The sequence below is a fragment of the Pseudomonas sp. AC112 genome (assembly GCF_979253545.1).
On sequence record NZ_CEEDCM010000001.1, the window covers coordinates 2,377,188 to 2,402,185 of the forward strand.

Genomic DNA, 24,998 nt, shown 5'->3' on the forward strand with positions numbered 1-24,998 from the left:
GATTTTTGAGTAAACCGCCCCGGCGGTTCAACGAAACGAATTGGTAGCACAGGGAGCATCCCATGCAACAAGACACCCACACTCACGGCATCAACATGTCTGCCCTGGGTCGCGACAAGCAGAGCCTGAGCCTGGCCCAGGAAACCGTGGCCATCGAAGTGCCGGGCCTGAGCCTGTACTACGGTGAAAAGCAGGCGCTGTTCGACGTCAGCATGAACATCCCCAAGCAGCGCGTGACCGCCTTCATCGGCCCGTCGGGCTGCGGCAAGTCCACGCTGCTGCGTACTTTCAACCGCATGAACGACCTGGTGGACGGCTGCCGCGTAGATGGTGCGATTAACCTCTACGGCACCAACATCTACCGCAAGGGCGAAGACGTGGCCGAGCTGCGTCGCCGCGTGGGCATGGTGTTCCAGAAGCCCAACCCGTTCCCCAAGACCATCTACGAAAACGTGGTCTACGGCCTGCGCATCCAGGGCATCAACAAGAAACGCATCCTCGACGAAGCAGTCGAATGGGCCTTGAAAGGCGCGGCGCTGTGGGACGAAGTGAAGGACCGTCTGCACGAATCGGCCCTCGGCCTGTCTGGCGGCCAGCAACAGCGTCTGGTCATTGCCCGCACCATCGCCGTTGAGCCGGAAGTACTGCTGCTCGACGAACCTTGCTCGGCACTCGACCCGATCTCGACACTGAAAGTCGAAGAGCTGATCTACGAGCTCAAGTCCAAGTTCACCATCGTCATCGTGACCCACAACATGCAACAGGCGGCGCGGGTTTCCGACTACACCGCGTTCATGTACATGGGCAAGCTGGTGGAATTCGGCGACACCGACACCCTGTTCACCAATCCGGCGAAGAAGCAGACCGAAGACTACATCACCGGTCGCTACGGCTAGGAAGCTGTGGTTCTGATTGCACTGACGCTGCGGTTTTCCGCACCTTACCGGACGCTCCAAGGACGCCAACATGATTAGCAAAGAAGGCCTTACCCATCACATCTCCGCGCAGTTCAACGCCGAGCTCGAGGAAGTGCGCAGCCACCTCCTGGCGATGGGCGGGCTGGTGGAGAAGCAAGTCAACGACGCCGTCACCGCGCTGATCGAGGCCGACTCGGGCCTGGCCCAGCAAGTGCGTGAGATCGATGACCAGATCAACCAGATGGAACGCAACATCGACGAAGAATGCCTGCGCATCCTCGCCCGTCGTCAGCCGGCGGCGTCCGACCTGCGTTTGATCATCAGCATCTCCAAGTCGGTGATCGACCTGGAGCGCATCGGCGATGAAGCCACCAAGATCGCCCGTCGCGCCATCCAACTGTGCGAAGAAGGCGAAGCGCCGCGTGGTTACGTGGAAGTGCGCCATATCGGTGACCAAGTGCGCAACATGGTGCGCGATGCCCTCGACGCCTTTGCACGCTTCGATGCCGAGCTGGCACTGTCGGTGGCCCAGTACGACAAGATCATCGACCGCGAATACAAGACCGCCCTGCGTGAACTCGCGACCTACATGATGGAAGACCCACGCTCTATCTCGCGGGTCTTGAGCATTATCTGGGTACTGCGCTCCCTGGAGCGCATTGGCGACCACGCGCGCAATATCTCGGAACTGGTGATTTACCTGGTGCGCGGGACCGACGTACGGCACATGGGCCTCAAGCGCATGAAGGCCGAAGTTGAAGGTTCGGCCGATCTAATCCCTAATGTTCCGGGCGAATCTGACGATAAGTAAGATTGCCCGAGAAATAAACGCCCGGCCTTTGGTCGGGCGTTTTTGTTTGTGGCCGCTGAATTTTTTGCGGATCGGATGAAAAAAGTCCGAACGTGACTACAGGGTTTTGGCAAAATGCCATCAGTCAGGCGTCTTGCGTGCCGAAGTTTTTATAGGATGAAGGGTCGATGAGTAAAGTCAGTGTATTGGTGGTGGATGACGCCTCGTTTATCCGCGACCTGGTGAAGAAGTGCCTGCGCAACTACTTCCCCGGGATCAAGCTTGAAGACGCGGTGAACGGCAAAAAGGCCCAGGCCATCCTGATGCGCGAGAGCTTCGACCTGGTGCTGTGCGACTGGGAAATGCCGGAGATGTCTGGCCTTGAACTGCTCACCTGGTGCCGCGAGCAACCTCACCTCAAAGCCATGCCATTCGTGATGGTGACCAGCCGTGGCGACAAGGAAAACGTGGTCCAGGCCATCCAGGCCGGGGTTTCCGGCTATGTCAGCAAGCCGTTCACCAACGAGCAGTTGCTGAACAAGGTCAAGCAGGCCCTGCACAAGATCGGCCGTCTCGACGCCCTGGTCGCCAGCGCGCCGACCAAAATGAACTCGGCCTTTGGCAACGATTCACTCAGCGCCCTGACCGGCGGCAAGCCCGAAGCGCTCAAGTCGGCACCTGTGGCGGCTGCTGCCCCTGCACCGAGCCGAGGCCTGCTCAACAGCCCGCCGGTTCAGGCGCCTGCGGCTGCATCCCCTGCCGGTGGCCGTGGCCAAGGCCAGTTGCGCCTGTCCAGTGGCACCCAGCAATGCGTGATCAAGGCGCTGAGCATCAAGGAAGCGCTGCTGGTAGTACGTCGCAGCGAAGTCCTGCCCCAGGTACTGGAAAGCGCCGTGCTCGACCTGGAGCAAGGCGACAACGCCGAAGTGGCCCGTCTCAATGGCTACCTGCACGCCATCGTCGCCTTCGAACCGAAGCCGGACAGCGATTGGCTGCAACTGACCTTCCGGTTCATCGACCAGGACGCGCAGAAGCTCGATTACATCTCCCGTCTGATCGCACGGGGTACGGCGCAGAAGCATTTTGTGCCGGGTGCGTGATTTGTAGTGAGCGGGGCAAGCCCGCTCACTACAGACTGTAACGATCCCTTGCTAACCTGCCGGTCAGTCATCCCGGCAGTTTCACGCTATGCTCATGCGCTTACTACTGTGCTGCGGGCTGGCAGCGGTCGTCACTTCGACCCAGGCCATGACCCTCTACAAATCCGTCGATGCCAATGGCCTGGTGTTTATCAGCGACCGGTATACGCCGGGTGCCCTGGCGTTCGTGATCCAGGAGCGCAAGGTTGAGCGACCGATGCTTGTCGTGCCCAAGCCCAATCGTCCACAACAAGCCTATCGCTATCCCTTGCCCTGGCGCGGCGGCCCATTTCGCCTGACCCAAGGTCCCAACGGCGCTTTCAGCCATACCGATAGTAAGAGCCGCTACGCCATGGATATCGCCATGCCCGAAGGCACGCCAATCATCGCGGCGCGTAGCGGGGTGGTGGTGAAAACCGAGAACGAGCAGGCCGGGCGCGGCAGTGATGCGTCGGGGAATTTCGTGAGGGTGCGCCACGATGATGGCACCGAGGGCGTGTACCTGCACCTCAAGCAAGGCTCGGTCAGTGTCAGGGTTGGGCAGCGTGTGGCGGTAGGAAACCCGCTGGCGTTGTCGGGCAATACCGGCAACAGCAGCGGGCCGCACCTGCATTTTGTGGTGCAGCGCGCCACCGAGGCGGGGCTGGTGTCGATCCCGTATGAGTTCAACCAGCCGGTCGGCGCATTGCCCAATTTTGCATTGGGCAATTGACGATCAATCCAGCAACAGCACCTTGGCCAACACGATCTTTGGCCCTTTCATCTTCTTGATGATGATGCGCAAGCCTTCGACCTCCAGCACTTCTTCCTCTTCCGGCACGCGCTTGAGGGTGTCGTAGATCAGGCCGGCGAGGGTTTCGGCTTCGATGTGGTCCAGGTCGACGCCCAGCAGGCGCTCGACCTTGAACAACGGGGTGTCGCCACGCACCAGCAGCTTGCCCGGCTGGTAGGCCAGGATGCCGCGCTCGGCCTTGCGGTGTTCGTCCTGGATATCGCCCACCAGCACTTCCAGCACGTCTTCCATGGTGAGGTAGCCGATGATCTTGCCGTCGGCTTCTTCCACCAGGGCGAAATGCGCGCCGCCTTTGCGGAACTGCTCCAGCAACTGCGACAACGGCATGTGCCGCGACACACGCTCCAGTGGGCGGGTCAGCTCGGCCAGGTTGAACGACTCAGGGATGTGGTCCAGGGCCGCCAGTTCCAGCAGCAGGTCCTTGATGTGCAGCAGGCCCACGAATTCGTTGCGCACCGCGTCATACACCGGGTAGCGGCTGAATTTGTGGCGACGGAACAGCGCAAGGATTTCCTTGAGCGGGGCATTGAAGTCGAGGGTGACCAGGTCTTCCCGGGAGTTGGCCCAGTCCACCACTTCCAGCTCGCCCATTTCCACGGCGGAAGCCAGTACACGCATGCCTTGGTCGCTCGGGTCCTGGCCACGGCTGGAGTGCAGGATCAACTTGAGTTCTTCGCGGCTGTAATGGTGTTCGTGGTGTGGGCCAGGCTCGCCTTGGCCGGCGATACGCAGGATCGCGTTGGCGCTGGCATTGAGCAGATAGATCGCCGGGTACATGGCCCAGTAGAACAGGTACAGCGGCACTGCGGTCCATAGCGACAGCAGCTCGGGCTTGCGAATCGCCCAGGACTTGGGCGCCAGCTCACCGACCACGATATGCAGGTAGGAAATCACGAAGAACGCGGCGAAGAACGACACGCCCTTGATTACTTCCGGCGATTCGACGCCTACGGCGCCGAGCAGCGGCTCAAGGATGTGCGCAAAGGCCGGCTCACCGACCCAACCCAGGCCCAGGGAGGCGAGGGTGATACCCAGCTGGCAGGCCGACAGGTACGCGTCGAGCTGGCTGTGCACGGTGCGCAGGATCTGCCCGCGCCAGCCGTTCTTGTGGGCAATGGCTTCGACCCGGGTGGCGCGCAGTTTGACCATGGCAAATTCGGCCGCAACGAAGAAACCGTTGAGCAGTACCAGGATCAGTGCAAAAAGAATCATGCCGAAGTCGGCGAAGAGTGTAGCGAGGGTGATACCAGGGGAAGGGTCCATGATGGGGTTTTGCAGGTTCCGTGTGTTCAATAAGGGGTGGCAGGTGGGCCTGGAAGGCAGGCGCAAGTCGGCCAATGTAGCGGCTGACGGGGCGCTTGCCTAGTGCCCACTGCCGGGCGGGCCGTCAGGTGTCCTGATCAACTGCCTTCGATCGTGTCATCTGTGCTGGCGGAAAATGGCAGGTAAACGTACTGCCATGGCCCAACACGCTGCTGATCTCCAGGCGTGCGCGGTGACGCAGCAGCACGTGCTTGACGATCGCCAGGCCAAGCCCGGTACCGCCGGTATTGGAGTTGCGGCTGGAGTCGACACGGTAGAAGCGCTCGGTCAGGCGTGGCAGGTGCTTGGCGTCGATGCCGATGCCGGAGTCCTGCACACTCAGGTGCGCGCCCTGTTCGTCGGCCCACCAGCGGATGCGGATGTTGCCTTTGTCCTGGGTGTACTTCACGGCGTTGAACACCAGGTTGGAAAACGCGCTGCGCAACTCGCCTTCGCTGCCTTTGAGCAGCACGGCGGGGTCGGCTTCCAGGGTGATCTGCTGGCCGCGTTGGCCGGAGAGGGCCTGGGCGTCGTTCTTGATGGTCTGCAGCAGGCTCTGCACCGCCACTGGGTGGTTATCCGACGGGTAATCGGTGGCTTCCAGCTTGGCGAGTAATAGCAGGTCGTTGAGCAGTGTCTGCATGCGTGAGCCTTGCTGCTGCATTTGCTGCAGGGCCCGGCTCCAGCGCGGGTTGATCTCGTCGACGTTGTCCAGCAGCGTCTCCAGGTAGCCGCAAATCACCGTCAGCGGTGTGCGCAACTCGTGTGAGACGTTGGCGACGAAGTCTTTGCGCATCTGTTCCAGCTGGTGGATGCGGGTGACGTCGCGCACCAGCATCAGGTGCTCGTTGTTGCCATAGCGCGTCAGGTACAGTTGGATGCGCACGCGGTCATTGGTGGGCGAGGGGATCTCCAGCGCTTCTTCGTAGTTCTCCTGTTCGAAGTACTCCTTGAAGCGCGGGTGGCGCACCAGGTTGGTCACCGGCTGGCCGCTGTCCTGGGGCGTCTTGAGGCCCAGCAGGGTCTCGGCGGCGCGGTTCCACCATTCCAGGTTGCCGTCGCTGTCGAGCATGATCACCGCGTCCTTGAGTGCGGCGGTGGACTCCTGTACCCGGTCGATCACCGCTTGCAGGCGCCCGCGCACCCGTTGGTCGCGGCGCTGCAAGTGATAGATGCTGTCGAACACTTCGCCCCACAGGCCGTAGCCATCGGGCGGTGCTTCATCGGGTTTGTGCTGGCGCAGCCATTCATGCAGGCGCAGCAGTTGCTTGAGGGTCCAACCCAGGTACAAGGCGATGCCGGCTGCCAGGCTCCAGCCGTAGTAACCGCTGACCAGACCCACCAACAGGCAGCCGGTGATCAGCAAAAGCATGTGGCGGATCAGGGTGCCATGCCAGTTTTGGTTCACTTAAACATGCGTCCTTGTCGGCTGTTAAGGAAAGAAGGGACCGGCTCAGCCTTTGGTTGAAAAGCGGTAGCCCGTGCCGCGCACGGTTTGTACCAGATTCTCGTAGGCATCGCCCAAGGCTTTGCGCAGGCGACGGATATGCACGTCCACGGTGCGCTCTTCCACATACACGTTGCCGCCCCACACCTGGTCCAGCAATTGGCCACGGGTGTAGGCGCGTTCCTGGTGGGTCATGAAGAATTGCAGCAGGCGGTATTCGGTCGGGCCCATCTCGGCCGGCTTGCCGTCGATGGTCACGCGGTGGCTGATCGGGTCAAGCAGCAGGCCGCCGACTTCGATCGGCGCCTCGCCATCGGTTGGGCCGGCGCGGCGCAATACGGCTTTCAGACGTGCTACCAACTCGCGTGGGGAAAACGGCTTGGTGATGTAGTCGTCGGCACCGACTTCCAGGCCCTGGATCTTGTTGTCCTCTTCGCCCTTGGCGGTGAGCATAATGATCGGGATGTCGCCGGTCAGCTCGTCACGCTTGAGGCGGCGGGCCAGCTCGATGCCGGAGGTGCCGGGCAGCATCCAGTCCAGCAGGATCAGGTCCGGCTTGCGGTCGACGATAATGGCATGGGCCTGCTGGGAGTTCTCCGCCTCCAGGCAGTCGTAGCCGGCCATTTCCAACGCAACGGCGATCATCTCGCGGATGGGCGCTTCGTCGTCAACAATCAGAATGCTCCTGCCAACCATGCTCAAAAATCCTCTTGTCATTTAACTGTCTTGCGCCGCATTAGATAACGGAATTATTGCAGTCGTGTGACAGTAATTTAGTCGCTCGGGCAATTCCCGCCTCTCTGGACTACGCTTTGGGTCCGAATCCTGACAACCACAAAAGGAAGGTTCCGATGACTTACAGCACGATTTCCTGGAAAGCCCTGCTGGTAACGGCCGCGTTGACGCTGCCGACCCTGGCATTTGCGGCGGAGCCAGCGATGACGAAAGACGGAATGCTGGTCGACCACAAGGGCATGACGCTTTACACCTTTGCCAAGGATGCCGATGGCAAGTCCATGTGCAATGACAAGTGCGCCACCAACTGGCCCCCACTGATGGCTGAGTCCACCGATAAGCCCATGGGTAAATGGACCGTCATCACCCGTGACGATCAGAAAAGCCAATGGGCTTACAGCGGGAAGCCGCTCTATACCTTCATCATGGACAAGAAGGCGGGCGACATGACCGGTGACGGCAAAATGGACGGCGCTTGGAAGGTCGCCAAGCCCTGATCTTTCTGTAGGAGCCGGCTTGCCGGCGATGGCGGTCCGTCAGATATGCCGCAATCGCCGGCAAGCCGGCTCCTACAAGGGAACGCATTCCAAATGTGGGAGCGGCGGTGCGACGATTCGACTTGCCCGCAAAGGCGTAAGCCCGGCCGCCACAAAGACCTCAGCGCAATGCGTAATCCAGCACAATCCCGACAAATATCGCCAACCCCGCCCAGTGGTTGTGCAAGAACGCCTTGAAGCACTTCATCCGATCCTTGTCCCGGGTGTACCAGAATTCCCAAGCAAAACAGCCCGCCGCCGCCAGCAAGCCCAAGTGGAACCAGCCCCCCAGTTCGAACCGTGCGCCCGCCAGCAGCAGGCACGCCAGCGAAAGGCCCTGCAGGGTCAGGATGATCACACGGTCGGCTTCGCCGAACAGAATGGCCGTGGATTTCACGCCGATCTTCAAGTCATCGTCGCGGTCGGTCATCGCGTAATACGTGTCGTAGCCCACCGTCCACAGCAGGTTGGCGATATACAACAGCCATGCGGCGGCAGGCAGGCTGCCGGTCTCGGCGGTGAACGCCATCGGCATGCCCCACGAGAACGCCGCCCCCAGCACCACCTGCGGGTAATAGGTGTAGCGCTTCATGAACGGATAGCTCGCCGCCAGGGCCAGGCCACCCAAGGACAGCAGGATGGTGGTGGCGTTGGTCAGCAGCACCAGCAGGAAACTGATGCCCATCAGCACCGCGAAAAACACCAGCGCCTCTTTCGAACTGATCTTGCCGCTCACCAGCGGGCGCTGCTCGGTGCGCTTTACATGGCCGTCGACCTTGCGGTCGGCCCAGTCGTTGATCACGCAGCCACCGGCGCGGGTCAGCACCACGCCCAAAACGAAAATCACGATATTGATCAAAGAGGGCGAGCCTTTGCCGGCGATCCACAGCGCCCACAGCGTCGGCCACAGTAGCAGGTAGATGCCGATGGGCTTGTCCATGCGGGTCAGCTGAATGAAGTCCCAGGCCCTGGGGTTCAGGTGGTTCAGGGACTTGAGCAGACGTTGGTACATCAGCAGTTCTCCGGATGGGCGTGCAGCGCGTGCCAGAAGCTGGGCAAGAAGATCTCCGCGACCAACACGCTCAAGGGGCCGCGATCAAAGCGTGAGCGGCGCGCCCACAGCCCGTCGACCTGATCGGCAGTGGGCAACCAGTGCCGTGGGTAATGGCACACCTCGATCGCCTGGCGGGTGAACGCTCGGTCGCAGAACAGCAACTCGCCCAATGAGCGGCTGCCCAACGCATCCATATGCAAGCCGTCGCCCTGCAGAGCGCTGCGCGCAGCCACACTGCGTGCGAACACCCACGGCTGGCCATGCCCACGCAAATATACCTCGCGCACCCAACCGATAGTCGCCGGCGACAGCTGCAGGGCAGCACATTCATCATCGCGCAGCGGCTGCCAGCCCTCGAACAGTGGCGTCACGCTGAACCCGTCGTTGGACAGCCACGTCAATCGCCGTGTCAACGAGTCTTCGTTGAACAGCCAATTGAGCGTCAAGGGCGCGGGTGCAGGGTGCAGAAGGCTCTGGGTCAGCCATTGGCAAGCATCGGGAGGGTCGATTGAGTGCGGCACGGTGAGTCAGTATTGGCAGCAAAAGAGGCGGCGAGCTTACCATGGCGTCCCGGGTTTTTGCCGGTCTGAACCGGCTGTTTGCGTCGATCGTGCTTGCATCTGCCGGCCCTGATCAGTACAAAACGCCCTGAGCCGCACGGCAACGCGGGTCTATCGACCGTCGGCCAAGATGCCTGACCCTGAGGAAGCAAGTGATGAAGAAGTGGCAATGTGTAGTCTGTGGCCTGATCTATGACGAGAAAGACGGCTGGCCGGATGATGGGATTCTGCCTGGCACCCGTTGGGAAGACGTCCCGGAAGATTGGCTGTGCCCGGACTGCGGCGTAGGCAAAATGGATTTCGAAATGATCGAAATCGGCTGATTTTTAGTTTTCAGATACGTACTACAAGGAGAAAGGAATGAACGCACCTGTCGTGATCATCGGCACAGGGTTGGCCGGCTACAACGTGGCCCGGGAGTTTCGCAAGCTCGACAGCGAGACCCCATTGCTGCTGATCACCGCGGATGACGGGCGCTCCTACTCCAAGCCCATGCTCTCCACCGGCTTTGGCAAGAACAAGGAAGCCGATGGCCTGAGCATGGCTGAACCTGGCGCCATGGCCGAGCAACTCAAGGCCGAAGTGCGCACCCACACCCGCGTCAGCGGTATTGACCCTGGCCACAAGCGCTTGTGGATTGGTGAGGAAGCGGTGGCTTACCGCGACCTGATCCTTGCCTGGGGCGCCGAAACCGTGCGTGTGCCGGTTGAGGGCGATGCGGCTGAACTGATTTTCCCGATCAACGACCTCGAAGACTACGCACGCTTTCGTGCCGCCGCCGCCGGCAAGCGCCGCGTGCTGCTGCTCGGCGCCGGCCTGATCGGCTGCGAGTTCGCCAACGACCTGATCCTTGGCGGCTATGAGATCGACCTGGTAGCGCCGTGCGAGCAGGTCATGCCGACCTTGCTGCACCCGGCCGCCGCCGCAGCGGTCCAGGTTGGCCTTGAAGGCCTCGGCGCGCGCTTCCACCTGGGCCCGGTGCTCAATCGGCTGCAGCGCACTGCTGACGGCCTGGAAGCCCATCTGTCGGACGGTGAAGTGATCGCCTGCGACCTGGTGGTCTCCGCCATCGGCCTGCGCCCACGTGTCGACCTGGCCGCCGCCGCCGGCCTGCAGACCAACCGCGGGATCATGGTGGACCGCCACCTCAAGACCTCCCACGCCAACATCTACGCCCTGGGCGACTGCGCCGAGGTTGACGGCCTTAACCTGCTGTACGTAATGCCGCTGATGAGCTGCGCCCGCGCCCTGGCCCAGACCCTGGCGGGCAATGCCACGGCCGTCAGCTACGGCCCGATGCCGGTGACCGTCAAGACGCCGGTCTGCCCCCTGGTGGTCTCGCCACCGCCACGCGGCACCGAAGGCGTCTGGAGCGTGGAAGGCGAGGGCGCCGATATCAAGGCCCTGTGCCGCGATGCCAGTGGCCGCCTGCTGGGTTACGCACTGACCGGCACTGCGGTGATGGAAAAACTGGCCCTCAATAAAGAACTTCCGCCGTTGCTGGCGTAAATACCGGTCGTTCTGTCGGATTAAGCACGTTTTTCCCACTAGAAAGGTCGCCGCTAGACTGGCGGAGCGTGCGAGGGCATGCCATCCTCACTCCCGTCTGCCGCAGAGTAGAGCCTGCGGCGCTTTGGGCGCTGCTCCAGAAGAGAGCAGCACGGACATAACAACAAAAAACCGTCAAAGAGGCTTCACTTATGCGTAAACCAGAACTCGCAGCCGCCATCGCTGAAAAAGCGGATCTCACCAAAGAACAGGCCAACCGCGTCCTCAACGCCGTTCTCGAAGAAATCACCGGCGCCCTGCACCGCAAGGACAGCGTCACCCTGGTTGGCTTCGGCACCTTCCTGCAACGCCACCGCGGCGCCCGCACTGGCAAAAACCCTCAAACCGGTGAGCCGGTGAAAATCAAGGCCAGCAACACGGTTGCGTTCAAGCCAGGCAAATCGCTGAAAGACACTGTTAACGCGTAAGAGCGTTACCGTCTCGAAGGGGGCGGGGTGGTAGGAGAGATGGGCACGCCGACTGGGTCGGGTGCCCATTTTTTATTGGATTAAACAAGACTTCATTTGAATGGCGTGAGCTTTTCTAATCCGATCTTGCCAATGATTTCATTGATTCTGGCGACATTTTCTTCGATATCGGCCTTTATCTTTTCGTGCGGGTAATGTTCGGGTTTATCAAAGAACTGAATTTTTAACAGGCTCATCAGGTAAGTGACACGTTGATTGCCCTCTGTCACAAAGTCGCCCTCGTTCTGCGCGTCCTGGATTTTGTCCAGGCTCAAGGTCTCGCCTCTTACAAAGCGTTCATGGGTGTTGCGCTTCACCGTGACTTGCAGCTCGTTTCCGGTGTTCAGCGCCGCCAATACACGAGCAAGCGCATCAGCGTACACGGGCTCATCACCGCGCGCCCTCGCCAGGGTGCCGTTGAGTACCAGTGACGCCTCGATCCAGACCCAATAGTCATAGTTATTTTCAAAAGGGATTTTGCTCAGCGGTGCAGTGAGCTGCTCGGCCAGGTCGTTTTCATTGATGACGTACAACAGGTAAGCCAGACGGGTCAGCGATTCGATACGTGACTTCTGAGTTTTATTGTATTTGGCTGCCACTTTCGACACGCGGTCTGCCAATGGGCCGCTGGCAGCAGAGAGTGAGTCAAGTGCTTCTGTGATCTGCATGGAAATCTCCAATCGGTTACTTCACGACTATTTTTACTCGGGTCCCGTCGTCATAGCCGCTCAGGGCATGCGCGATCGAGGAGCCTGCGCCTCGGTTGTCGCTAGGGTCGATGTACCTGACGCTAGCCCCTTTGCCACCTTCTTTGAACATCGCCATCGGGAATTCATCCCGATCCAGTGCCTTGACGGACGGGTGACCGGCCAGAGAGGCTTTGCGGTTATCTGCCGCGCCCAGGCGATCAATAGTGAATATATTTTTTCCTCGCGCCTTGATGACATCAGCGATGTGACCGAACGTCTGCTTGTACTGCTTCCTGGTCAGTTCAAGAACGATATCGTGTGTCTTGCCATCTCCTGCCTTGACGTTGCAACCCTTGTATCCAAGGGGGTCAGTCCAGACGATAGGGTTCGGCGCGTATTCATAGAGGTTAATCCCACCTGCCAGCCCAATAGGGTCGGGCGTCGTAAACCGCCCTACGTCCGGATCATAAAAGCGGAAGGTGTTGTAGTGCAGGCCCGTCTCCCGATCCAGGTATTGTCCCTGGAAACGCAGGTTCTGCTCCTCGATGTAATAGGGTTCGCGAACTTCCCTGACGCTGTTGCCCCATACCTGGTAACGCGATTGCCACAGCGTATGCCCGTCCGCTTCCGTCAACTGTTCAGGCAAACCGTTTAAATCATTGTGGTAGTAACGCACACGCTGATGCTCGCCAGTGCCATCGACACGTGCCAGGGGTTCGTAGCCGTTACCTTCGTAGAGGTACAGGCTGCTCTGGTTATTTTTGCGTTCCAGCAATAAGCGCAACCCGTCCCAAACGAAGTGCGTTTGCCCCACCGGGAAGCCGTGGCTGTCATGTTCGCTTTTAGCGATACGACGACCCAAAGGGTCATACGTCATTTTTATAACAGTCGTTCGCTCAGCCTTTTGATGGCGTACTTCGATCAGTCTGTGGTCAGCGTCGTAGGTAAAAAGCTGAGTGCCCCATTTCGCACTGCGCTTTTCAGCGAGACGGCCGAAAGCGTCGTAACGATAACGCTTGTCCTGATAGGTCAGCAGTTTGTTGTGTACCACCAGCCCGCTCGCCGCCTGCGGCGGATCAAGCAAGTTGGCGGCCGCATCGTAGGCGAATGTTTCGGTTTGCCCCTGCAGATTGTCCTGGTTGGCAATGATGCGCGCAGTCGCATCGTAGTGAAGCAATTGACGATGCTGGTGAGTGGGCAGCTGTTCAAGCTTGCCAATCAGATTGTCGGCAGGGTCGTAGTCGAACGCTATTTGCATCGTCGGCGCCAGTAACGTCGAAACACCTTCATTTCTGCATTGACGAGCTCGCAAGCGACCATTGCGGTCGTATTCGCTGCGGGTGCTGAGCTGACCTTGCGTACGCAACACTTCTCGATGCAAGCGATCGCGCTCGAAGTCGCTGATAACGCGTCCATCGAGGTTGATTTGGTGAAGATGACCGCTGCCGTAATGAAGACGGTTGAGCCAACGCCCGTCGGGTAAGCGCGTTTGGATAAGGTTACCCAACTCGTCATAGTGATGCTGCAGGCTGCCAGCAACACTATGCTCTCCAAGCAATTGACCCAGCGCGTCGTAGTTGAAAGCCAGGCGCTGTGCGTTTCCCTGCGCATCGACAGTGCTCACTGCAAGGAGGCGATCCAGCGGGTCATAGGAATAGTCGGTGCGCCCATCGGCCGTTACCTTGCCGATCAAGCGACCCATCGCGTCCCGCTCAAGATAATGAACAATCGGGTCGAGGGGCGTTGAGGGGACAACCGCCATGCCGTTGCCGTGCGGCGCCGGTACGGCGGTGACCACGCAGACACTGTCGAGCGGGTCGTAGCTGTAACGCTTGGCGCTGCCGTCCAGGTCTTGCTGTTCAATTAGCCGGTCGCTGGCGTCCCAGGTGAATCGGTATGTTTCACCGTTCTGGTTGGTCAGCGCTTGCAGGCGGCCAAATCGATCATACCCAAACTGTACCTGGCGACCATGGGCATCCGTACGCAGGTTAACCTGGCCCCGGCGGTTGTGCTGGTAGTGAGTTGTGTGCCCGGCGGGATCGGTATAACCCACCAACTGGCCACTGATACTGCGCAAATAGTGTTCAGTTCGGCCGTCTGGCAGCTGGGTACTGAGCAGGCGCCCCTTTGCGTCATAGCTGAACTGGGTACGCTCGCCAAGTGCATCGATGATGGCTTGCAAATATCCACGATGGTCGTAACTGAATCGAGTCGGGTAGCCTGAACAGTCGATGTGCTCGATCAACTGGCCGAGCCCGTTCCAGGATAGTTTTTTCTGCTTGCCGGTGGCGTCGATGATTTCGACGACTTGTCCACGACTGTCATAGCGATAACGGGTGGCACAGCCAAGGGGATCAGTCTCACTGATGCAGTTACCGCGCGGGTCATAGCGAAACTGCCAGCTGTTTCCTGCGGCATCGGTTCGAGCCAGCGGCAGCGACCAATGCGCCAGCCACGATGAAGCCTCTTTGCGACCTAGGGGATCGATTTCTCCAATCAGGTTGCCTGATTCGTCGTAGTGATATTCATAGCGCCCCCCCTGGGGGTCTGTGGCGCTTAGCAACTGGCGTTCGTCATTCCACTCAAATAGCCAGGTATTGCCGAGGTTGTCGGTATAGGCAATGACTTGGTGCTGAGTGTTCCAGACTCGCGTGCTAACCCGTTGCGCGTTGTCGGTAATACACGTTGTGCCTGCGGCCAGGTCGTATTCGAATTGGTACTCGTCGCCCTCATCCGTCCAATGCCGGACAACGCGCCATTCAGCCTGGGCGATCAATGCCCACTCGTAGAAGCAGCGCAAGCCGGTGGGCAGTTGATGCTCTGCCATTCGCCGCCCGGTGTCGTAAGCAAAGCGTCTTTGAATCTGGCCGGTCGCATCGCGCACGATTGCCAGGTCGCCTGCCAAGTCGTATTCATAACTGACCAATACTTCTCGCGGCAGGTCGCTATACACGCGTTCAATCCGGCTCACACGACCTTGCTCGCGGATCAGCTCCACCTGTACCAGGTCGAAAGTGTCGCGAAGACGTACCAATCGCCCGAGATCGTCATAGTCGAGATAAATGCGGTTGTTATTGCGATCGCCCAACTGACTCAGGCGCAGTAATGAGCTAGTGCCTGGCGTTGGGTCAAACAGGCGATAAAGTCCGTCATCACTTTCAATCAGCAATTGGCCGTTGCGGTGCCGACGAATGCTCAAGCCCTCGCCCGGACTGAACATCGCACTGCCCAAAGCAACCGAACCGAGCTGTATTTGTCGGCCTTGTTCATCGGTATAAGTCAGTTCTTCACCCCCGGCGGGGTGCGGCAGGACCTCGACACTGACTTCGTAGGACACGCTCCAGCCGGCGCCAAACATCCCACTGCGGCGCTCGTCACGACTGTTATAGAACCTCTGCCAGTGAATCGGCAGTACGCCCGGCAGCACAAAATCCAACTCTGCCTCGCCACCCAGGACCTTGGCGCCTGTAGCCGCGTGCACTGGGTTCATCGAGCCCATAGCCGCGTTAGTCATGGCCCCGATGGCCTGGCTCACCGCGTATGAACCCACCCCGCTGAGCAACATGCACGGCAAATTACTCAGCGTCTTGCCCTTGGCTCCTTTAAGCATCATCAATGCTTCAATCGCCAAGCCAACGCCGGGGGTCTTCCCACTGCGAATTTCCTGCACCACCACCGTCCCACCACCAATGGTGACGTTTGGCGAGATCAGCCCCGACGACACCACCGTCGCTTCGCACATGCTGCGATCACCGCTGCGTACGGCGGGCTGGCCGTTGATGGTGACTTTGTCAGACCCTTCGGCCAGAAGCTGTGGCGGCATGGGCGGATGGCGGGCGCACAGGACCATGTCGGTGAGGGCCGGCACCACACCCGGTGCAGGCGTGGCGACGGTGGGCCGCCATAGCTGGGAGAAGAAACCCTCGGCCATGTCCAGGAAGCCAGGCTCGGGTTTTGGCTCGGGGTCGGGCTCCGGCGGCGCTTGCTCAAGCTCCGTACCAGCGGGCGCCACGTGCGAAGGAATGGAGCCCGCGGCCCGCGCAGCCGGAATGCTGTTGACGAACGTGTCGGTCGAACCCACCGCAATCGTGGCTTCCACCACCGGTGGAAACAGCGCATTGGCGAAACTCTCGCACATCTTACTGAGGCCCTTGTCGGCCCCCGTCTTGCTCATGGCCATGCCGACGACAATGCCCACCACCGCGCCGAGGATGCAGCCGCCGATACCGGCGGTAGCAATCGTCACCCCCACGGCGGCCGCGACTGCGGCAGTCGCCAGTGCCGTGATCGCCACGTTGGCCGCCACCTCCAGCACGCCGCCGAGGATATCCGCCATCATCGAGGTGTGGGTCAGTGCATCGCCCATCCGGGCCGCCCATAACGCGTCAGACATGCAGGCAGCTCATCAGGAAACAGCGTCGAACGACAGCGAATTTTTGATCAGCGCCCAGTGCGCCGCCTCGGCATCCCCAAGCTTGTCGGCCTTCACGTAACTCAAGGCGAGCATCTTGCGCGTACCCGGTAGCACCAGCGCCAGCTGATACTGGAACACCTTGTCATTGCCCTTGTTGAATTGGCTGCGCAGCTCAATGCCTTCGACCTCTTGCGCGGCGCCCAGGCGCACATCAACACCCGGTTGATAGCGCAAGTCCTGCACTTGTTTTTCCAGGCGCTGGAGTTGGTCATTGAAGTTGCTGTGCAGGGTTTCACCCTCGGCGAGCATGCTGCGACTGACGATCAGTGAAGTCCCCAGTTCCGGGAACTTGAGGATATTGATCGTCGCGTCCTGCAGCTCGCTGGCCGGCAGTTGGAACTGGAATTCGTTGATTCGATACGTCATGAAAACAGGTCTCGTCAGGAGCTTTTAGGCGCGGGGAACGCGGCTTTGATATTGGCGTCGATGGCGCCTTTCTGGCCCTGGCCATCGGGCGTGGCGCCGGGGCCGCCGCCGTTGTTCAGGTGCAGCACGCCGCCGGTGTTGAACTCGGCATCGCCGCTGGCATAGAAGCTGATCTGCACGCCCGTGAGGTTGATCTGCCCGCTGGCGTTCAACTCCAGAATGCTTTCGCCGCAGACCAGGCGCAGGTTTTCACCGACTTCGATGACATAGCTCTGGCTGATGCTGTCAGTCTTCCTCTGGCCCACCGAGAGGATGTCTTCCTGCTTGACGATGCGCAGGCGGTTGTTGCCGATGGTCACCGTCTCGTTGTGGCCGATGCTCTTGTTGCGGTCATGCCCCACCGAATGGCTTTCATCCACCTCGACCACGATGTCTTGGTTGCGCTCGGCATGGATGTACAACTGCTCCAACCCCTTCTTGTCCTCCATACGGATTTCATTGAAGTTGGCCGGCGTGCCGCCCTTGCTCGAACGGCTTTTCATGCCGCTCTGGGTAGCGTTTTCCGGCAGGTCGTAAGGCACGGTCTGCTCGGCGTTGTAGACCCGCCCGGTGATGATCGGCCGGTCGGGGTCGCCCTCAAGGAAGCTCACGATCACCTCCTGGCCGATCCGCGGGATCTGCATCGAGCCCCAGTTCTTGCCGGCCCAGGATTGCGACACACGAATCCAGCACGAGCTGTTTTCGTTGGACTGGTCGTGGCGGTCCCAGTAGAAGTGCACCTTCACGCGGCCGTACTGGTCGGTCCAGATTTCCTCGCCTTTGGGGCCGACCACCAGCGCGGTCTGCGGGCCTTTGACGATCGGGCGGTGGGTGCTGGCCAACGGGCGGAAGCTCTGCTGGGCGTCGATGCAGGTGAGGCTGCTTTCGAACTGTGCCGAGCCCGAACCGCCGCCGCTTTCCAGGCTTTCTTGGACGATGTAGTAGCGGCAGCCGACGATCAGGTATTCGCGGTTCTGGTCCTGGCGACTGAAGCCGGTGAGGCTGAACAAATGCCCAGAACCCAGGCCGCGAGCATTGCCGCTGAACTCGATCTGTTCATGCAGGGTTTGCAGCGCTTCGATGCGGGTGCGGGCATAGTGCTCGCCGTCCTCGCTTTGCACGTAGGTGCCGGGGTAGTCGTACAGCGGATAGTCGCCGGCGGTGTGCGGGCGCGGCATGGCCGAGCGCACGTCGATGCTGGCGCTGGGGCGCTGGAAGTCGTAGTCGTTGAGCTCCAGCGAACCCGGTTGCACCTCGTGCGCCAGGTGCCAGTTGTGCATATGGTCGCGTTCGCGTTGCTGCTCGTCCTTGGGGTAGTACGGGATCGACGCGTAGCCCGGCACCGTGGTGTGGGCACCGTAGGCGTCGGCCAGCACCAGCACATGGCGGTCCTGCTCGTGGCGGAAGAAGTAGTAGATGCCTTCCTGTTCCATCAAGCGACTGACGAAATCGAAGCTGGTCTCGCGGTACTGCACGCAGTATTCCCACTCGCGGTACGGCCGGCTCAGGGCGTCTTCGAAGTCGGAAAAACCCAGGTCACGGAACACCTGCTTGATGATCTGCGGGATGCTCAGGTTCTGGAAAATCCGGCAGTCGGAGGTGCGGCTGAGCAGCCAAAACCATGGGCGCAGCGTCACCTGGTAACTGGCGAACTGGCCCTGGTCGATATTCTGGCTGCACCGCGCGACGATGCCGTGGAAGTGCCGCTCGCCACCGTCCGCCAATTGCAGGCCCACGCTCATGGGCTTGCCGAGCAACTGGTTGAGATCGATGTTGGCGTCCAGGGACGTCAGTTGCAGCTCGTAGTTGAACAGCCTGCCCAGCTCCTCGCCACCGCCCATTTCATTGAGCAGCAGTACATCCGGCCCGAGGGGGCTGGTGATTTTGGCCAGGCGTGAGGCTTGGTTGAATAGCATTGGGCGTCCTGTAAAGGTCTTGATTACTGAAGGAACCGAATCCAATGTGGGAGCTGGCTTGCCTGCGATAGCACTTGAACATTCAACATTGATGTTGACTGATACACCGCTATCGCAGGCAAGCCAGCTCCCACATTTTGACCGTGTTCCGTCAGGTCAATCTGCGTCGCTGAAGGCGTAGTGCAATTCATTATCGCGGCTGCTGATACGTACACCCGCCAACGCCTTGCCTTCGAGCATGCGCGTGAGGAATTCACGGCTCATGTCCGGCAGCAGGCTGTTGGTGAGAATGGTATCGATCATGCGCCCGCCGCTTTCGGTCTCGGTGCAGCGCGAGACGATCAGGTCGACCACCGCGTCGTCGTAATCGAAAGCCACCTTGTGGGTGGTCTCTACGCGCTTCTTGATGCGGTTGAGTTGCAGGCGGGTGATCGCCTTGAGCATCTCGTCGCTGAGCGGGTAGTAAGGGATCGTCACCAGGCGGCCGAGCAGAGCTGGCGGGAAGATTTCCAGCAGCGGCTGGCGCAAAGCCTTGGCGATTTCTTCTGGCTCAGGGATGTTCGCCGGGTCTTTGCAGACGTGGGAAATCAGCTCGGTGCCGGCGTTGGTGGTCAGCAGGATCAGGGTGTTCTTGAAGTCGATCACCCGGCCTTCGCCGTCCTCCATCACGCCCTTGTCGAACACCTGGAAGAAGATCTCATGCACGTCCGGGTGGGCTTTTTCCACCTCGTCCAGCAGCACCACGCTGTAGGGTTTGCGCCGCACGGCTTCGGTCAGCACGCCGCCTTCGCCGTAGCCGATATAGCCCGGTGGCGCGCCCTTGAGGGTCGACACCGTATGGGCTTCCTGGAATTCGCTCATGTTGATGGTGATGACGTTCTGCTCACCGCCGTACATGGCTTCGGCCAGGGCCAGGGCAGTTTCGGTCTTGCCCACGCCGGAGGTGCCGGCCAGCATGAACACGCCAATCGGCTTGCTCGGGTTGTCGAGGCCGGCGCGGGAAGTCTGGATGCGCTTGGCGATCATCTGCAGGGCATGGTCCTGGCCGATGATGCGTTTCTTCAGGTGCTGGTCGAGGTTGAGCACCGTTTCCAATTCATTGCGCGCCATGCGGCCCACTGGGATGCCGGTCCAGTCAGCAACCACCGAGGCCACGGCCTGGTAATCCACGGTCGGCAGGATCAGCGGGGTTTCGCCTTGCAGGGCGGTGAGGCGCTGTTGCAGGTCGACCAGTTGGGCGCGCAGCTCATCGTTACCACTGTCTACCACGCCCGCCTTTTCACGCAGCGTTGCACGGGTGGCTAGCAGCTCGTCCACCAGGGTTTTCTCTTCAGCCCAACGGCTTTCCAAGGTCGCAAGACGCTCACGTTCAGCGCTCAATAGCGCCTCGGTGTTGGTTTGGCGCGCACCAATCGCAATACCGATGGCATGCTCGCGAGCGATGATTTGCAACTCGGTTTCCAGCGCTTCGATGCGGCGGCGGCTGTCGTCCACTTCGGCCGGCACCGCGTGCAGGCTGATGGCGACGCGGGCGCAGGCGGTGTCCAACAGGCTTACGGACTTGTCCGGTAGCTGGCGCGCCGGGATGTAGCGGTGGGATAGCTTCACCGAGGCTTCCAAGGCTTCGTCGAGGATCTGCACCTGGTGGTGCTTTTCCATGGTCGACGCTACACCGCGCATCATCAGCAGCGCCTTGTCTTCCGACGGCTCGGCGACTTGCACCACCTGGAAGCGACGGGTCAGGGCCGGGTCTTTCTCAATGTGTTTCTTGTACTCGGCCCAGGTGGTCGCGGCCACGGTACGCAAGGTGCCACGTGCCAAGGCCGGCTTGAGCAGGTTGGCTGCGTCACCGGTGCCGGCGGCGCCACCGGCACCCACCAGTGTGTGGGCTTCGTCGATAAACAAAATGATCGGCTTGGGCGAGGCCTGCACGTCTTCGATGACCTGGCGCAGGCGCTGTTCGAACTCGCCTTTCATGCTCGCGCCGGCTTGTAGCAGGCCTACATCGAGGCTGCGCAGTTCCACGTCTTTCAAGGCTGGCGGCACGTCGCCGGCGACGATACGCAGGGCGAAGCCTTCGACCACGGCGGTCTTGCCCACCCCGGCTTCACCGGTGAGGATCGGGTTGTTCTGGCGACGACGCATAAGGATGTCGACCAGTTGGCGGATCTCTTCGTCACGGCCAACAATCGGGTCGAGCTTGCCGCTGCGGGCCTGTTCGGTCAGGTCCACGGTGAAACGCTTGAGGGCTTCCTGCTTGCCCATCGCGCTCGGCGCCATGGCACCGCTGGCTTCACCGGGCACGGCACCGGCATTGAAACCATCACTGGCGCTCAGCGCGTTCTCCGGCGAATCACCGACATACTCGTCGAAACGCTCGCTCAGGGCCTCGGCCTTGATCTTGTCGAACTCGGCAGACAAGCCCAACAGCGCATGACGCAGGCTAGGCGTCTTCAGGATGCCCAGCACCAGGTAGCCGGTACGCACCTGGCTTTCACCAAACATAAGGCTGCCGTAGACCCAACCGCGTTCCACGGCTTCTTCCACATGGGAGGACAGGTCGGTGATCGACGTCGAGCCACGCGGCAAACGGTCCAGCGCTTCGGTCAGGTCACGGGCCAGGCGCGCCGGCTCCACGTTGAATTGACGGATGATGCGGTGCAGGTCCGAGTCCTGCAGTTGCAGCAACTGGTGAAACCAATGGGCCAGTTCCACATACGGGTTGCCCCGCAGTTTGCAGAACACGGTGGCGGCTTCGATGGCCTTGTAGGCCACGCTGTTGAGTTTGCCGAACAGTGCGGCGCGACTGATTTCACCCATGCTCTGGATTCCTTGAGGTGGTGGCGTGATCGGCGTAATGCCGGGCCAGGATTAGGTCGTTGGCGTCATGCTCGGGCTTGCCGAGCCAGGTGTTGAAGCCCAGGCGGAACTGACTATTGAGTTGCAGCGCCGGGACTTCGGGTTGTTGCAGGACCAAGTTAAGGTCCCAGTCCAGTTCGTGGCCCAGGTACTCCGCCACCCAGGCCACCAGCTCGTTGAACGGCTGGTGGCCGGGCAGCATGCCCATGTAGTCATCCAGCGTGAGCGGGCCCAGGCGAATGCGGAATTTGTGTTGCCGGTCCCACACGAAGCTGCCCAGGCAAAAGTCCACGCCCAGGCGGTTGGCACTTACACTCACGCGGCTGCGCTCGGGCAGCTCCAGCCATTGGCCGACGTACTCTTCGATCTCCACCGGTAGGCCGAAGTACTCGCCGAGAATGGCTTTCAAGCCGTCCGGGTAGCGGGTTTGCGCCGAGAGGTGGCCGCTGTAGTGCAGCTTCGCGGTATCCGGGATGAGCCCCTGATTCAGCAGGCTTGGCATGCCGCGGCCACTCAGGGCGGCGAGGCGCGCGGACCAGTAGTCATCGTCCGGGCGGTCGTGGCTGACCGTCGGCCTTGCTTCAGCCCAGGCCCGGTAGAACAGGCTGAGCAGGCGATGGTGGAACACATCCAGGAACTGTTTGCTGGTGCTGTCGGCATTGTTGCGCTGACGCTCGCGTACGTATTCGGTGATATGCAGCGGCAGCGGGCCATTGGGGCCGCCAAGGCCGAAGAAGAACTGCTCCAGCCGCGCCGGCTTGCCGTCGCCACCGGGATCGACCGAGGCCAGGGTGGCCGGCGCAAAGGTGCAGTCAGCCTGTTGCCCCAGGCGCAGCGGGTCATCCGCCAGGCGCAGGGAATGGCCCAGGCGCGGCAGGTCTGGCGATTCGCACTCGATACGGCGCAGCGCCTGGAAGAAATCGTATTCCCAGGGCTCCTGATGCATCGCATCCAGGGTACTCACAGGGTCGGACGACGTCCGGGCTTGGCTTTCCATCGCATGATCTCGCCGCGTTCGGTGGTACGGATCACCGTCTCGGTAAAACTGTTGATCGACACGTAGCGTGCCAGGAAGCGTTCCAGCACCGCACCGAGCAAGAACACGCCGGTGCCGCGAAACGCGTTTTCATCGAATTCCAAGGTGATTTCCAGGCCACGGCCAAACACGATCGGGCCGGGCATCGGCAAGCGACGGGTCACGGCTTTGCTGCTGACGTCGCGCAGGCCTTCGATCTGCAATTGCAGGGCGGCGTCGTTGCTGTCGCCGTACAGGCGCAGCAGTTCGCGCAAGGCCGCAGCGCCCTGGCCCTGTTCGCTCAAAGACAAATAATTGAGCGACAACTGGCTGATCAGGCGCCAGGCCTTGGCGTCATGGGCGTGGCTGGCGCGCGGGCGGCTCGGGCCTGCGACACAGCGCACGGCCAATACCGGGGCGCTGTCGGCCAGGGTGAAGTCGGTCTTGCCGTTGCCAACACTCATGAACAGCGGCAGGTCGCGGTTAGTGCACAGCGCCGTCACGCCGAGTTGGCGCAGATCGTGGCGGTAGGGCGCTTGCCCGCTGTCCACCAGGCTGACAAAGGTCTCGCTGCCCACATAGGTGGAGCGCGGGCCGTTGCGACGCTGGTCGCTGGACAGCACGCGCGGCTCGCGGCGCACGGTGTAATAGGCCTGGTCGCGGCCATAGCGCGACGGGTCGCGCACCGCATAGAACGGCAAGAACGGCTGCTCCGGCCCGGTGCCATGGCCGGTGATGCCACTCAGCGAATGAATCTCGAAATCCATCGGCCGCGTGCGGTCGGCAATCACATGGTGTTCGTTGACCCGGTCGGACAAGTGGATGCGGTCCACGCGCTTGGGGAACAGGTTGATCGCCGGGGTGCAGAACGGCAGGAACTGCGCCGCACCGACACTGCCTTCCAGGCTCGGTTCGTGGCGATCGAACAGCACGATCAGTTCCAGCTCCTGGCCGTCGCAGCGTTTGACTGCGCGGCTCAGTTCGGCGAACTCGACGAACAGGTAGCGGTGGGGCAGGGCGAAGTATTCCTGCAACAGGCGATAGCCCTGGAAGGCACGCGCCACCACCGGCATGGCGGCGTCGGCGTCGTCAAAACCACGGGAACGCAACGCATCCTGCGGCAGGCGCTCGACCCAATCGCCACCCGGCTTGCGTGCAAACACCGCACAGGCGTTGCCCAGCAGTTGTTCGTAGAGGCGGAACGGTTGCTCGTCGGCACCGCTGAGGTACAGCGGCAGGTTATCCAGGTCGAGGCTGTTGAAGGGCAATTCGGCGCCGGTACGCAGGGTCAGGCGCAGGCCGGCCTTGGCTTTCGGCTCACTGGCGGCCAGGCGGCCCAACACGGCGGCAGGGTTGCCGAAGTATTCGGCATTGCTCACCTGCAACGGCCACAACGTCACCGGGTGTGCAGTGCGGTACTCGCAGCACGTCTGGGTTTCACGGCCCAGGGCGGCGCGCAATACGGTGTCGCGGGGCAGTGGGAAACCGCTGGTCAAGGAGCCTTCATCGGGATCGGTCTGCAATTGCACCACGGTCATCGAAGGCGTCGGCGCCAGGTAGTGCGGGTAGGCGATTTCCAGCAGGTTGTGGGTGAAGGTCGGGTACTCGGCGTCGAGCTTGAGCTGTACGCGGGCCGTGAGGTAGGCAAAGCCTTCGAGCAAACGTTCGACGTACGGGTCGGCGCAGTCCATGCCGGACAGAGTCAGCCGACTGGCGATCTTCGGGTATTCCTTGGCGAACTCGGCGGCGCTTTCGCGCACGTGGTGCAGTTCCTGGTTGTACAGCTCCAGCAGGCGCGGGTTCATGGGCGCCTCCGCTGGTCAGCGTTGACCACGCGTACGTGGCCCGATTCCAGGTCCAGGTCGGTTTGCAGCAGCAGGCGCAACGGCACGGGCTGTGCCCACAGGTCGCCTTCGATCTCGAAACTCAGCGCGTTATGGTTCATCTCGCCATGGCCGACGCGGGCTTTTACGCGCAGGGTGTGGCGCAGAATGCGTGGCTCAAAGGTAGCGATGGCCTGGTAGATCAACGCTTCCAGGGCCTTGATATCCACGCTTGAAACACTGTTACCCGCCAGCGCCGGCAGACCGTAGTTGACCACCGAAGTACCGGCCGGTGTGTGCAGCGTGGCATCGGCATCGAGCAACGACGTGGTGTTGAGCAGCCACGCCAGGTCGCGCAGCACCGAGGCTTTCAATTGGGTCAGGGACAGCACGCGTTTGTCGGCGCTTTCCTTGGGGTTGGTTGGATCGTCGTCAGTCAACCGGTCCAACAGGGACGGTTGCAGACGGTCGCGGGAAGCGATTTCAGTGACCACCAAAGCGGCTCCACGGACGGGTTGTGAGAGGGACA

Annotated in this window: 21 protein-coding genes; 8 read left to right on the forward strand and 13 right to left on the reverse strand. The window is 61.0% G+C overall.

Translation table 11 applies throughout. From position 1 onward, the window contains the following. Window positions 1-62 precede the first annotated feature (62 nt). The 4 genes from pstB (at window position 63) to AC0IYN_RS10950 (ending at window position 3,558) form a co-directional block, all read left to right on the forward strand. Window positions 63-896 carry a phosphate ABC transporter ATP-binding protein PstB gene (gene pstB / locus AC0IYN_RS10935; RefSeq protein ID WP_010207582.1) on the forward strand — a complete coding sequence of 278 codons (834 nt, stop codon included), beginning with the start codon at window positions 63-65 and terminating at the stop codon, window positions 894-896. A 70-nt stretch (window positions 897-966) separates the two neighbouring features. Further along, complete coding sequence (phoU, locus tag AC0IYN_RS10940; RefSeq protein ID WP_010207581.1) at window positions 967-1,728, forward strand: phosphate signaling complex protein PhoU; 762 nt, start codon at window positions 967-969, stop codon at window positions 1,726-1,728. A gap of 167 nt (window positions 1,729-1,895) precedes the next feature. After that, window positions 1,896-2,807 carry a response regulator gene (locus tag AC0IYN_RS10945; protein ID WP_028618509.1) on the forward strand — a complete coding sequence of 304 codons (912 nt, stop codon included), beginning with the start codon at window positions 1,896-1,898 and terminating at the stop codon, window positions 2,805-2,807. Between the two features lie 88 nt (window positions 2,808-2,895). Further along, window positions 2,896-3,558: a M23 family metallopeptidase gene (locus tag AC0IYN_RS10950; protein WP_471841410.1), complete on the forward strand. Its 663-nt coding sequence runs from the start codon at window positions 2,896-2,898 to the stop codon at window positions 3,556-3,558. A gap of 3 nt (window positions 3,559-3,561) precedes the next feature. On the opposite strand, the gene AC0IYN_RS10955 is transcribed toward AC0IYN_RS10950, so the two are convergent. From AC0IYN_RS10955 to phoB, 3 genes are all read right to left on the reverse strand, one after another. Then, window positions 3,562-4,902, reverse strand: a complete 1,341-nt coding sequence (locus AC0IYN_RS10955; RefSeq protein WP_010207573.1) for a hemolysin family protein — start codon at window positions 4,900-4,902, stop codon at window positions 3,562-3,564. A gap of 124 nt (window positions 4,903-5,026) precedes the next feature. Continuing rightward, complete coding sequence (gene phoR, locus AC0IYN_RS10960) at window positions 5,027-6,313, reverse strand: phosphate regulon sensor histidine kinase PhoR (RefSeq protein WP_406596266.1); 1,287 nt, start codon at window positions 6,311-6,313, stop codon at window positions 5,027-5,029. Between the two features lie 81 nt (window positions 6,314-6,394). After that, window positions 6,395-7,084, reverse strand: coding sequence for a phosphate regulon transcriptional regulator PhoB (phoB, locus tag AC0IYN_RS10965; RefSeq protein ID WP_003176964.1), 690 nt, complete (start codon window positions 7,082-7,084; stop codon window positions 6,395-6,397). Window positions 7,085-7,239: 155 nt separating this feature from the next. On the opposite strand from phoB, the gene AC0IYN_RS10970 reads away from it, so the two are divergent. Next, window positions 7,240-7,620 (forward strand): COG4315 family predicted lipoprotein, encoded by a 381-nt coding sequence (locus AC0IYN_RS10970; RefSeq protein WP_323622945.1) that lies wholly within the window; start codon window positions 7,240-7,242, stop codon window positions 7,618-7,620. Window positions 7,621-7,780: 160 nt separating this feature from the next. Here AC0IYN_RS10970 and ubiA read toward each other — a convergent pair whose 3' ends face one another. Together ubiA and AC0IYN_RS10980 are read right to left on the reverse strand one after the other, a co-directional pair. Next, on the reverse strand, window positions 7,781-8,671 hold the full coding sequence (gene ubiA, locus AC0IYN_RS10975) for a 4-hydroxybenzoate octaprenyltransferase (protein ID WP_233892994.1): 891 nt from the start codon (window positions 8,669-8,671) through the stop codon (window positions 7,781-7,783). Next, a complete protein-coding gene (locus AC0IYN_RS10980) occupies window positions 8,671-9,234 on the reverse strand; it encodes a chorismate--pyruvate lyase family protein (protein WP_406596253.1) in 564 nt (187 codons plus the stop codon). Before AC0IYN_RS10980 ends, ubiA begins: the two co-directional genes overlap by 1 nt. Before the next feature lie 194 nt (window positions 9,235-9,428). Here AC0IYN_RS10980 and AC0IYN_RS10985 point away from each other — a divergent pair, with 194 nt between their 5' ends. The 3 genes from AC0IYN_RS10985 to AC0IYN_RS10995 all read left to right on the forward strand — a co-directional run bounded on the left by AC0IYN_RS10985 (window position 9,429) and on the right by AC0IYN_RS10995 (window position 11,249). Next, window positions 9,429-9,596, forward strand: a complete 168-nt coding sequence (locus tag AC0IYN_RS10985) for a rubredoxin (protein WP_015886569.1) — start codon at window positions 9,429-9,431, stop codon at window positions 9,594-9,596. 37 nt (window positions 9,597-9,633) lie between these two features. Then, the gene (locus AC0IYN_RS10990) at window positions 9,634-10,782 is read left to right on the forward strand and encodes an NAD(P)/FAD-dependent oxidoreductase (protein ID WP_471841411.1); all 1,149 of its coding nucleotides are present in this window, start codon (window positions 9,634-9,636) and stop codon (window positions 10,780-10,782) included. A 191-nt stretch (window positions 10,783-10,973) separates the two neighbouring features. Continuing rightward, window positions 10,974-11,249: an HU family DNA-binding protein gene (locus AC0IYN_RS10995; RefSeq protein ID WP_003176958.1), complete on the forward strand. Its 276-nt coding sequence runs from the start codon at window positions 10,974-10,976 to the stop codon at window positions 11,247-11,249. A gap of 92 nt (window positions 11,250-11,341) precedes the next feature. On the opposite strand, the gene AC0IYN_RS11000 is transcribed toward AC0IYN_RS10995, so the two are convergent. From AC0IYN_RS11000 to tssE, 8 genes are all read right to left on the reverse strand, one after another. Beyond that, window positions 11,342-11,956 carry a DUF6707 family protein gene (locus AC0IYN_RS11000; protein WP_458376120.1) on the reverse strand — a complete coding sequence of 205 codons (615 nt, stop codon included), beginning with the start codon at window positions 11,954-11,956 and terminating at the stop codon, window positions 11,342-11,344. 16 nt (window positions 11,957-11,972) lie between these two features. Beyond that, window positions 11,973-16,370: an RHS repeat-associated core domain-containing protein gene (locus AC0IYN_RS11005; RefSeq protein ID WP_471841413.1), complete on the reverse strand. Its 4,398-nt coding sequence runs from the start codon at window positions 16,368-16,370 to the stop codon at window positions 11,973-11,975. 12 nt (window positions 16,371-16,382) lie between these two features. Next, window positions 16,383-16,817 (reverse strand): DcrB-related protein, encoded by a 435-nt coding sequence (locus AC0IYN_RS11010; RefSeq protein ID WP_406596257.1) that lies wholly within the window; start codon window positions 16,815-16,817, stop codon window positions 16,383-16,385. 14 nt (window positions 16,818-16,831) lie between these two features. Beyond that, window positions 16,832-18,772, reverse strand: coding sequence for a type VI secretion system Vgr family protein (locus AC0IYN_RS11015; RefSeq protein ID WP_406596258.1), 1,941 nt, complete (start codon window positions 18,770-18,772; stop codon window positions 16,832-16,834). A 156-nt stretch (window positions 18,773-18,928) separates the two neighbouring features. Further along, complete coding sequence (tssH, locus tag AC0IYN_RS11020; protein WP_458376118.1) at window positions 18,929-21,592, reverse strand: type VI secretion system ATPase TssH; 2,664 nt, start codon at window positions 21,590-21,592, stop codon at window positions 18,929-18,931. Continuing rightward, window positions 21,585-22,628 carry a type VI secretion system baseplate subunit TssG gene (gene tssG / locus AC0IYN_RS11025; protein ID WP_471841414.1) on the reverse strand — a complete coding sequence of 348 codons (1,044 nt, stop codon included), beginning with the start codon at window positions 22,626-22,628 and terminating at the stop codon, window positions 21,585-21,587. Before tssG ends, tssH begins: the two co-directional genes overlap by 8 nt. After that, on the reverse strand, window positions 22,592-24,451 hold the full coding sequence (gene tssF / locus AC0IYN_RS11030) for a type VI secretion system baseplate subunit TssF (RefSeq protein ID WP_457268002.1): 1,860 nt from the start codon (window positions 24,449-24,451) through the stop codon (window positions 22,592-22,594). The genes tssG and tssF overlap by 37 nt, the downstream gene beginning before the upstream one ends. Then, the gene (gene tssE / locus AC0IYN_RS11035) at window positions 24,448-24,963 is read right to left on the reverse strand and encodes a type VI secretion system baseplate subunit TssE (RefSeq protein ID WP_005792513.1); all 516 of its coding nucleotides are present in this window, start codon (window positions 24,961-24,963) and stop codon (window positions 24,448-24,450) included. The genes tssF and tssE overlap by 4 nt, the downstream gene beginning before the upstream one ends. Window positions 24,964-24,998 lie beyond the last annotated feature (35 nt).

Coding starts and splice junctions, on each gene's coding strand:
- pstB (WP_010207582.1), top strand. CDS start 63: ATGCAACAAGACACCCACACTCACGGCATCAACATGTCTGCCCTGGGT.
- phoU (WP_010207581.1), top strand. CDS start 967: ATGATTAGCAAAGAAGGCCTTACCCATCACATCTCCGCGCAGTTCAAC.
- AC0IYN_RS10945 (WP_028618509.1), top strand. CDS start 1,896: ATGAGTAAAGTCAGTGTATTGGTGGTGGATGACGCCTCGTTTATCCGC.
- AC0IYN_RS10950 (WP_471841410.1), top strand. CDS start 2,896: ATGCTCATGCGCTTACTACTGTGCTGCGGGCTGGCAGCGGTCGTCACT.
- AC0IYN_RS10955 (WP_010207573.1), bottom strand. CDS start 4,902: ATGGACCCTTCCCCTGGTATCACCCTCGCTACACTCTTCGCCGACTTC.
- phoR (WP_406596266.1), bottom strand. CDS start 6,313: ATGCTTTTGCTGATCACCGGCTGCCTGTTGGTGGGTCTGGTCAGCGGT.
- phoB (WP_003176964.1), bottom strand. CDS start 7,084: ATGGTTGGCAGGAGCATTCTGATTGTTGACGACGAAGCGCCCATCCGC.
- AC0IYN_RS10970 (WP_323622945.1), top strand. CDS start 7,240: ATGACTTACAGCACGATTTCCTGGAAAGCCCTGCTGGTAACGGCCGCG.
- ubiA (WP_233892994.1), bottom strand. CDS start 8,671: ATGTACCAACGTCTGCTCAAGTCCCTGAACCACCTGAACCCCAGGGCC.
- AC0IYN_RS10985 (WP_015886569.1), top strand. CDS start 9,429: ATGAAGAAGTGGCAATGTGTAGTCTGTGGCCTGATCTATGACGAGAAA.
- AC0IYN_RS10990 (WP_471841411.1), top strand. CDS start 9,634: ATGAACGCACCTGTCGTGATCATCGGCACAGGGTTGGCCGGCTACAAC.
- AC0IYN_RS10995 (WP_003176958.1), top strand. CDS start 10,974: ATGCGTAAACCAGAACTCGCAGCCGCCATCGCTGAAAAAGCGGATCTC.
- AC0IYN_RS11000 (WP_458376120.1), bottom strand. CDS start 11,956: ATGCAGATCACAGAAGCACTTGACTCACTCTCTGCTGCCAGCGGCCCA.
- AC0IYN_RS11005 (WP_471841413.1), bottom strand. CDS start 16,370: ATGTCTGACGCGTTATGGGCGGCCCGGATGGGCGATGCACTGACCCAC.
- AC0IYN_RS11010 (WP_406596257.1), bottom strand. CDS start 16,817: ATGACGTATCGAATCAACGAATTCCAGTTCCAACTGCCGGCCAGCGAG.
- AC0IYN_RS11015 (WP_406596258.1), bottom strand. CDS start 18,772: ATGCTATTCAACCAAGCCTCACGCCTGGCCAAAATCACCAGCCCCCTC.
- tssH (WP_458376118.1), bottom strand. CDS start 21,592: ATGGGTGAAATCAGTCGCGCCGCACTGTTCGGCAAACTCAACAGCGTG.
- tssG (WP_471841414.1), bottom strand. CDS start 22,628: ATGGAAAGCCAAGCCCGGACGTCGTCCGACCCTGTGAGTACCCTGGAT.
- tssF (WP_457268002.1), bottom strand. CDS start 24,451: ATGAACCCGCGCCTGCTGGAGCTGTACAACCAGGAACTGCACCACGTG.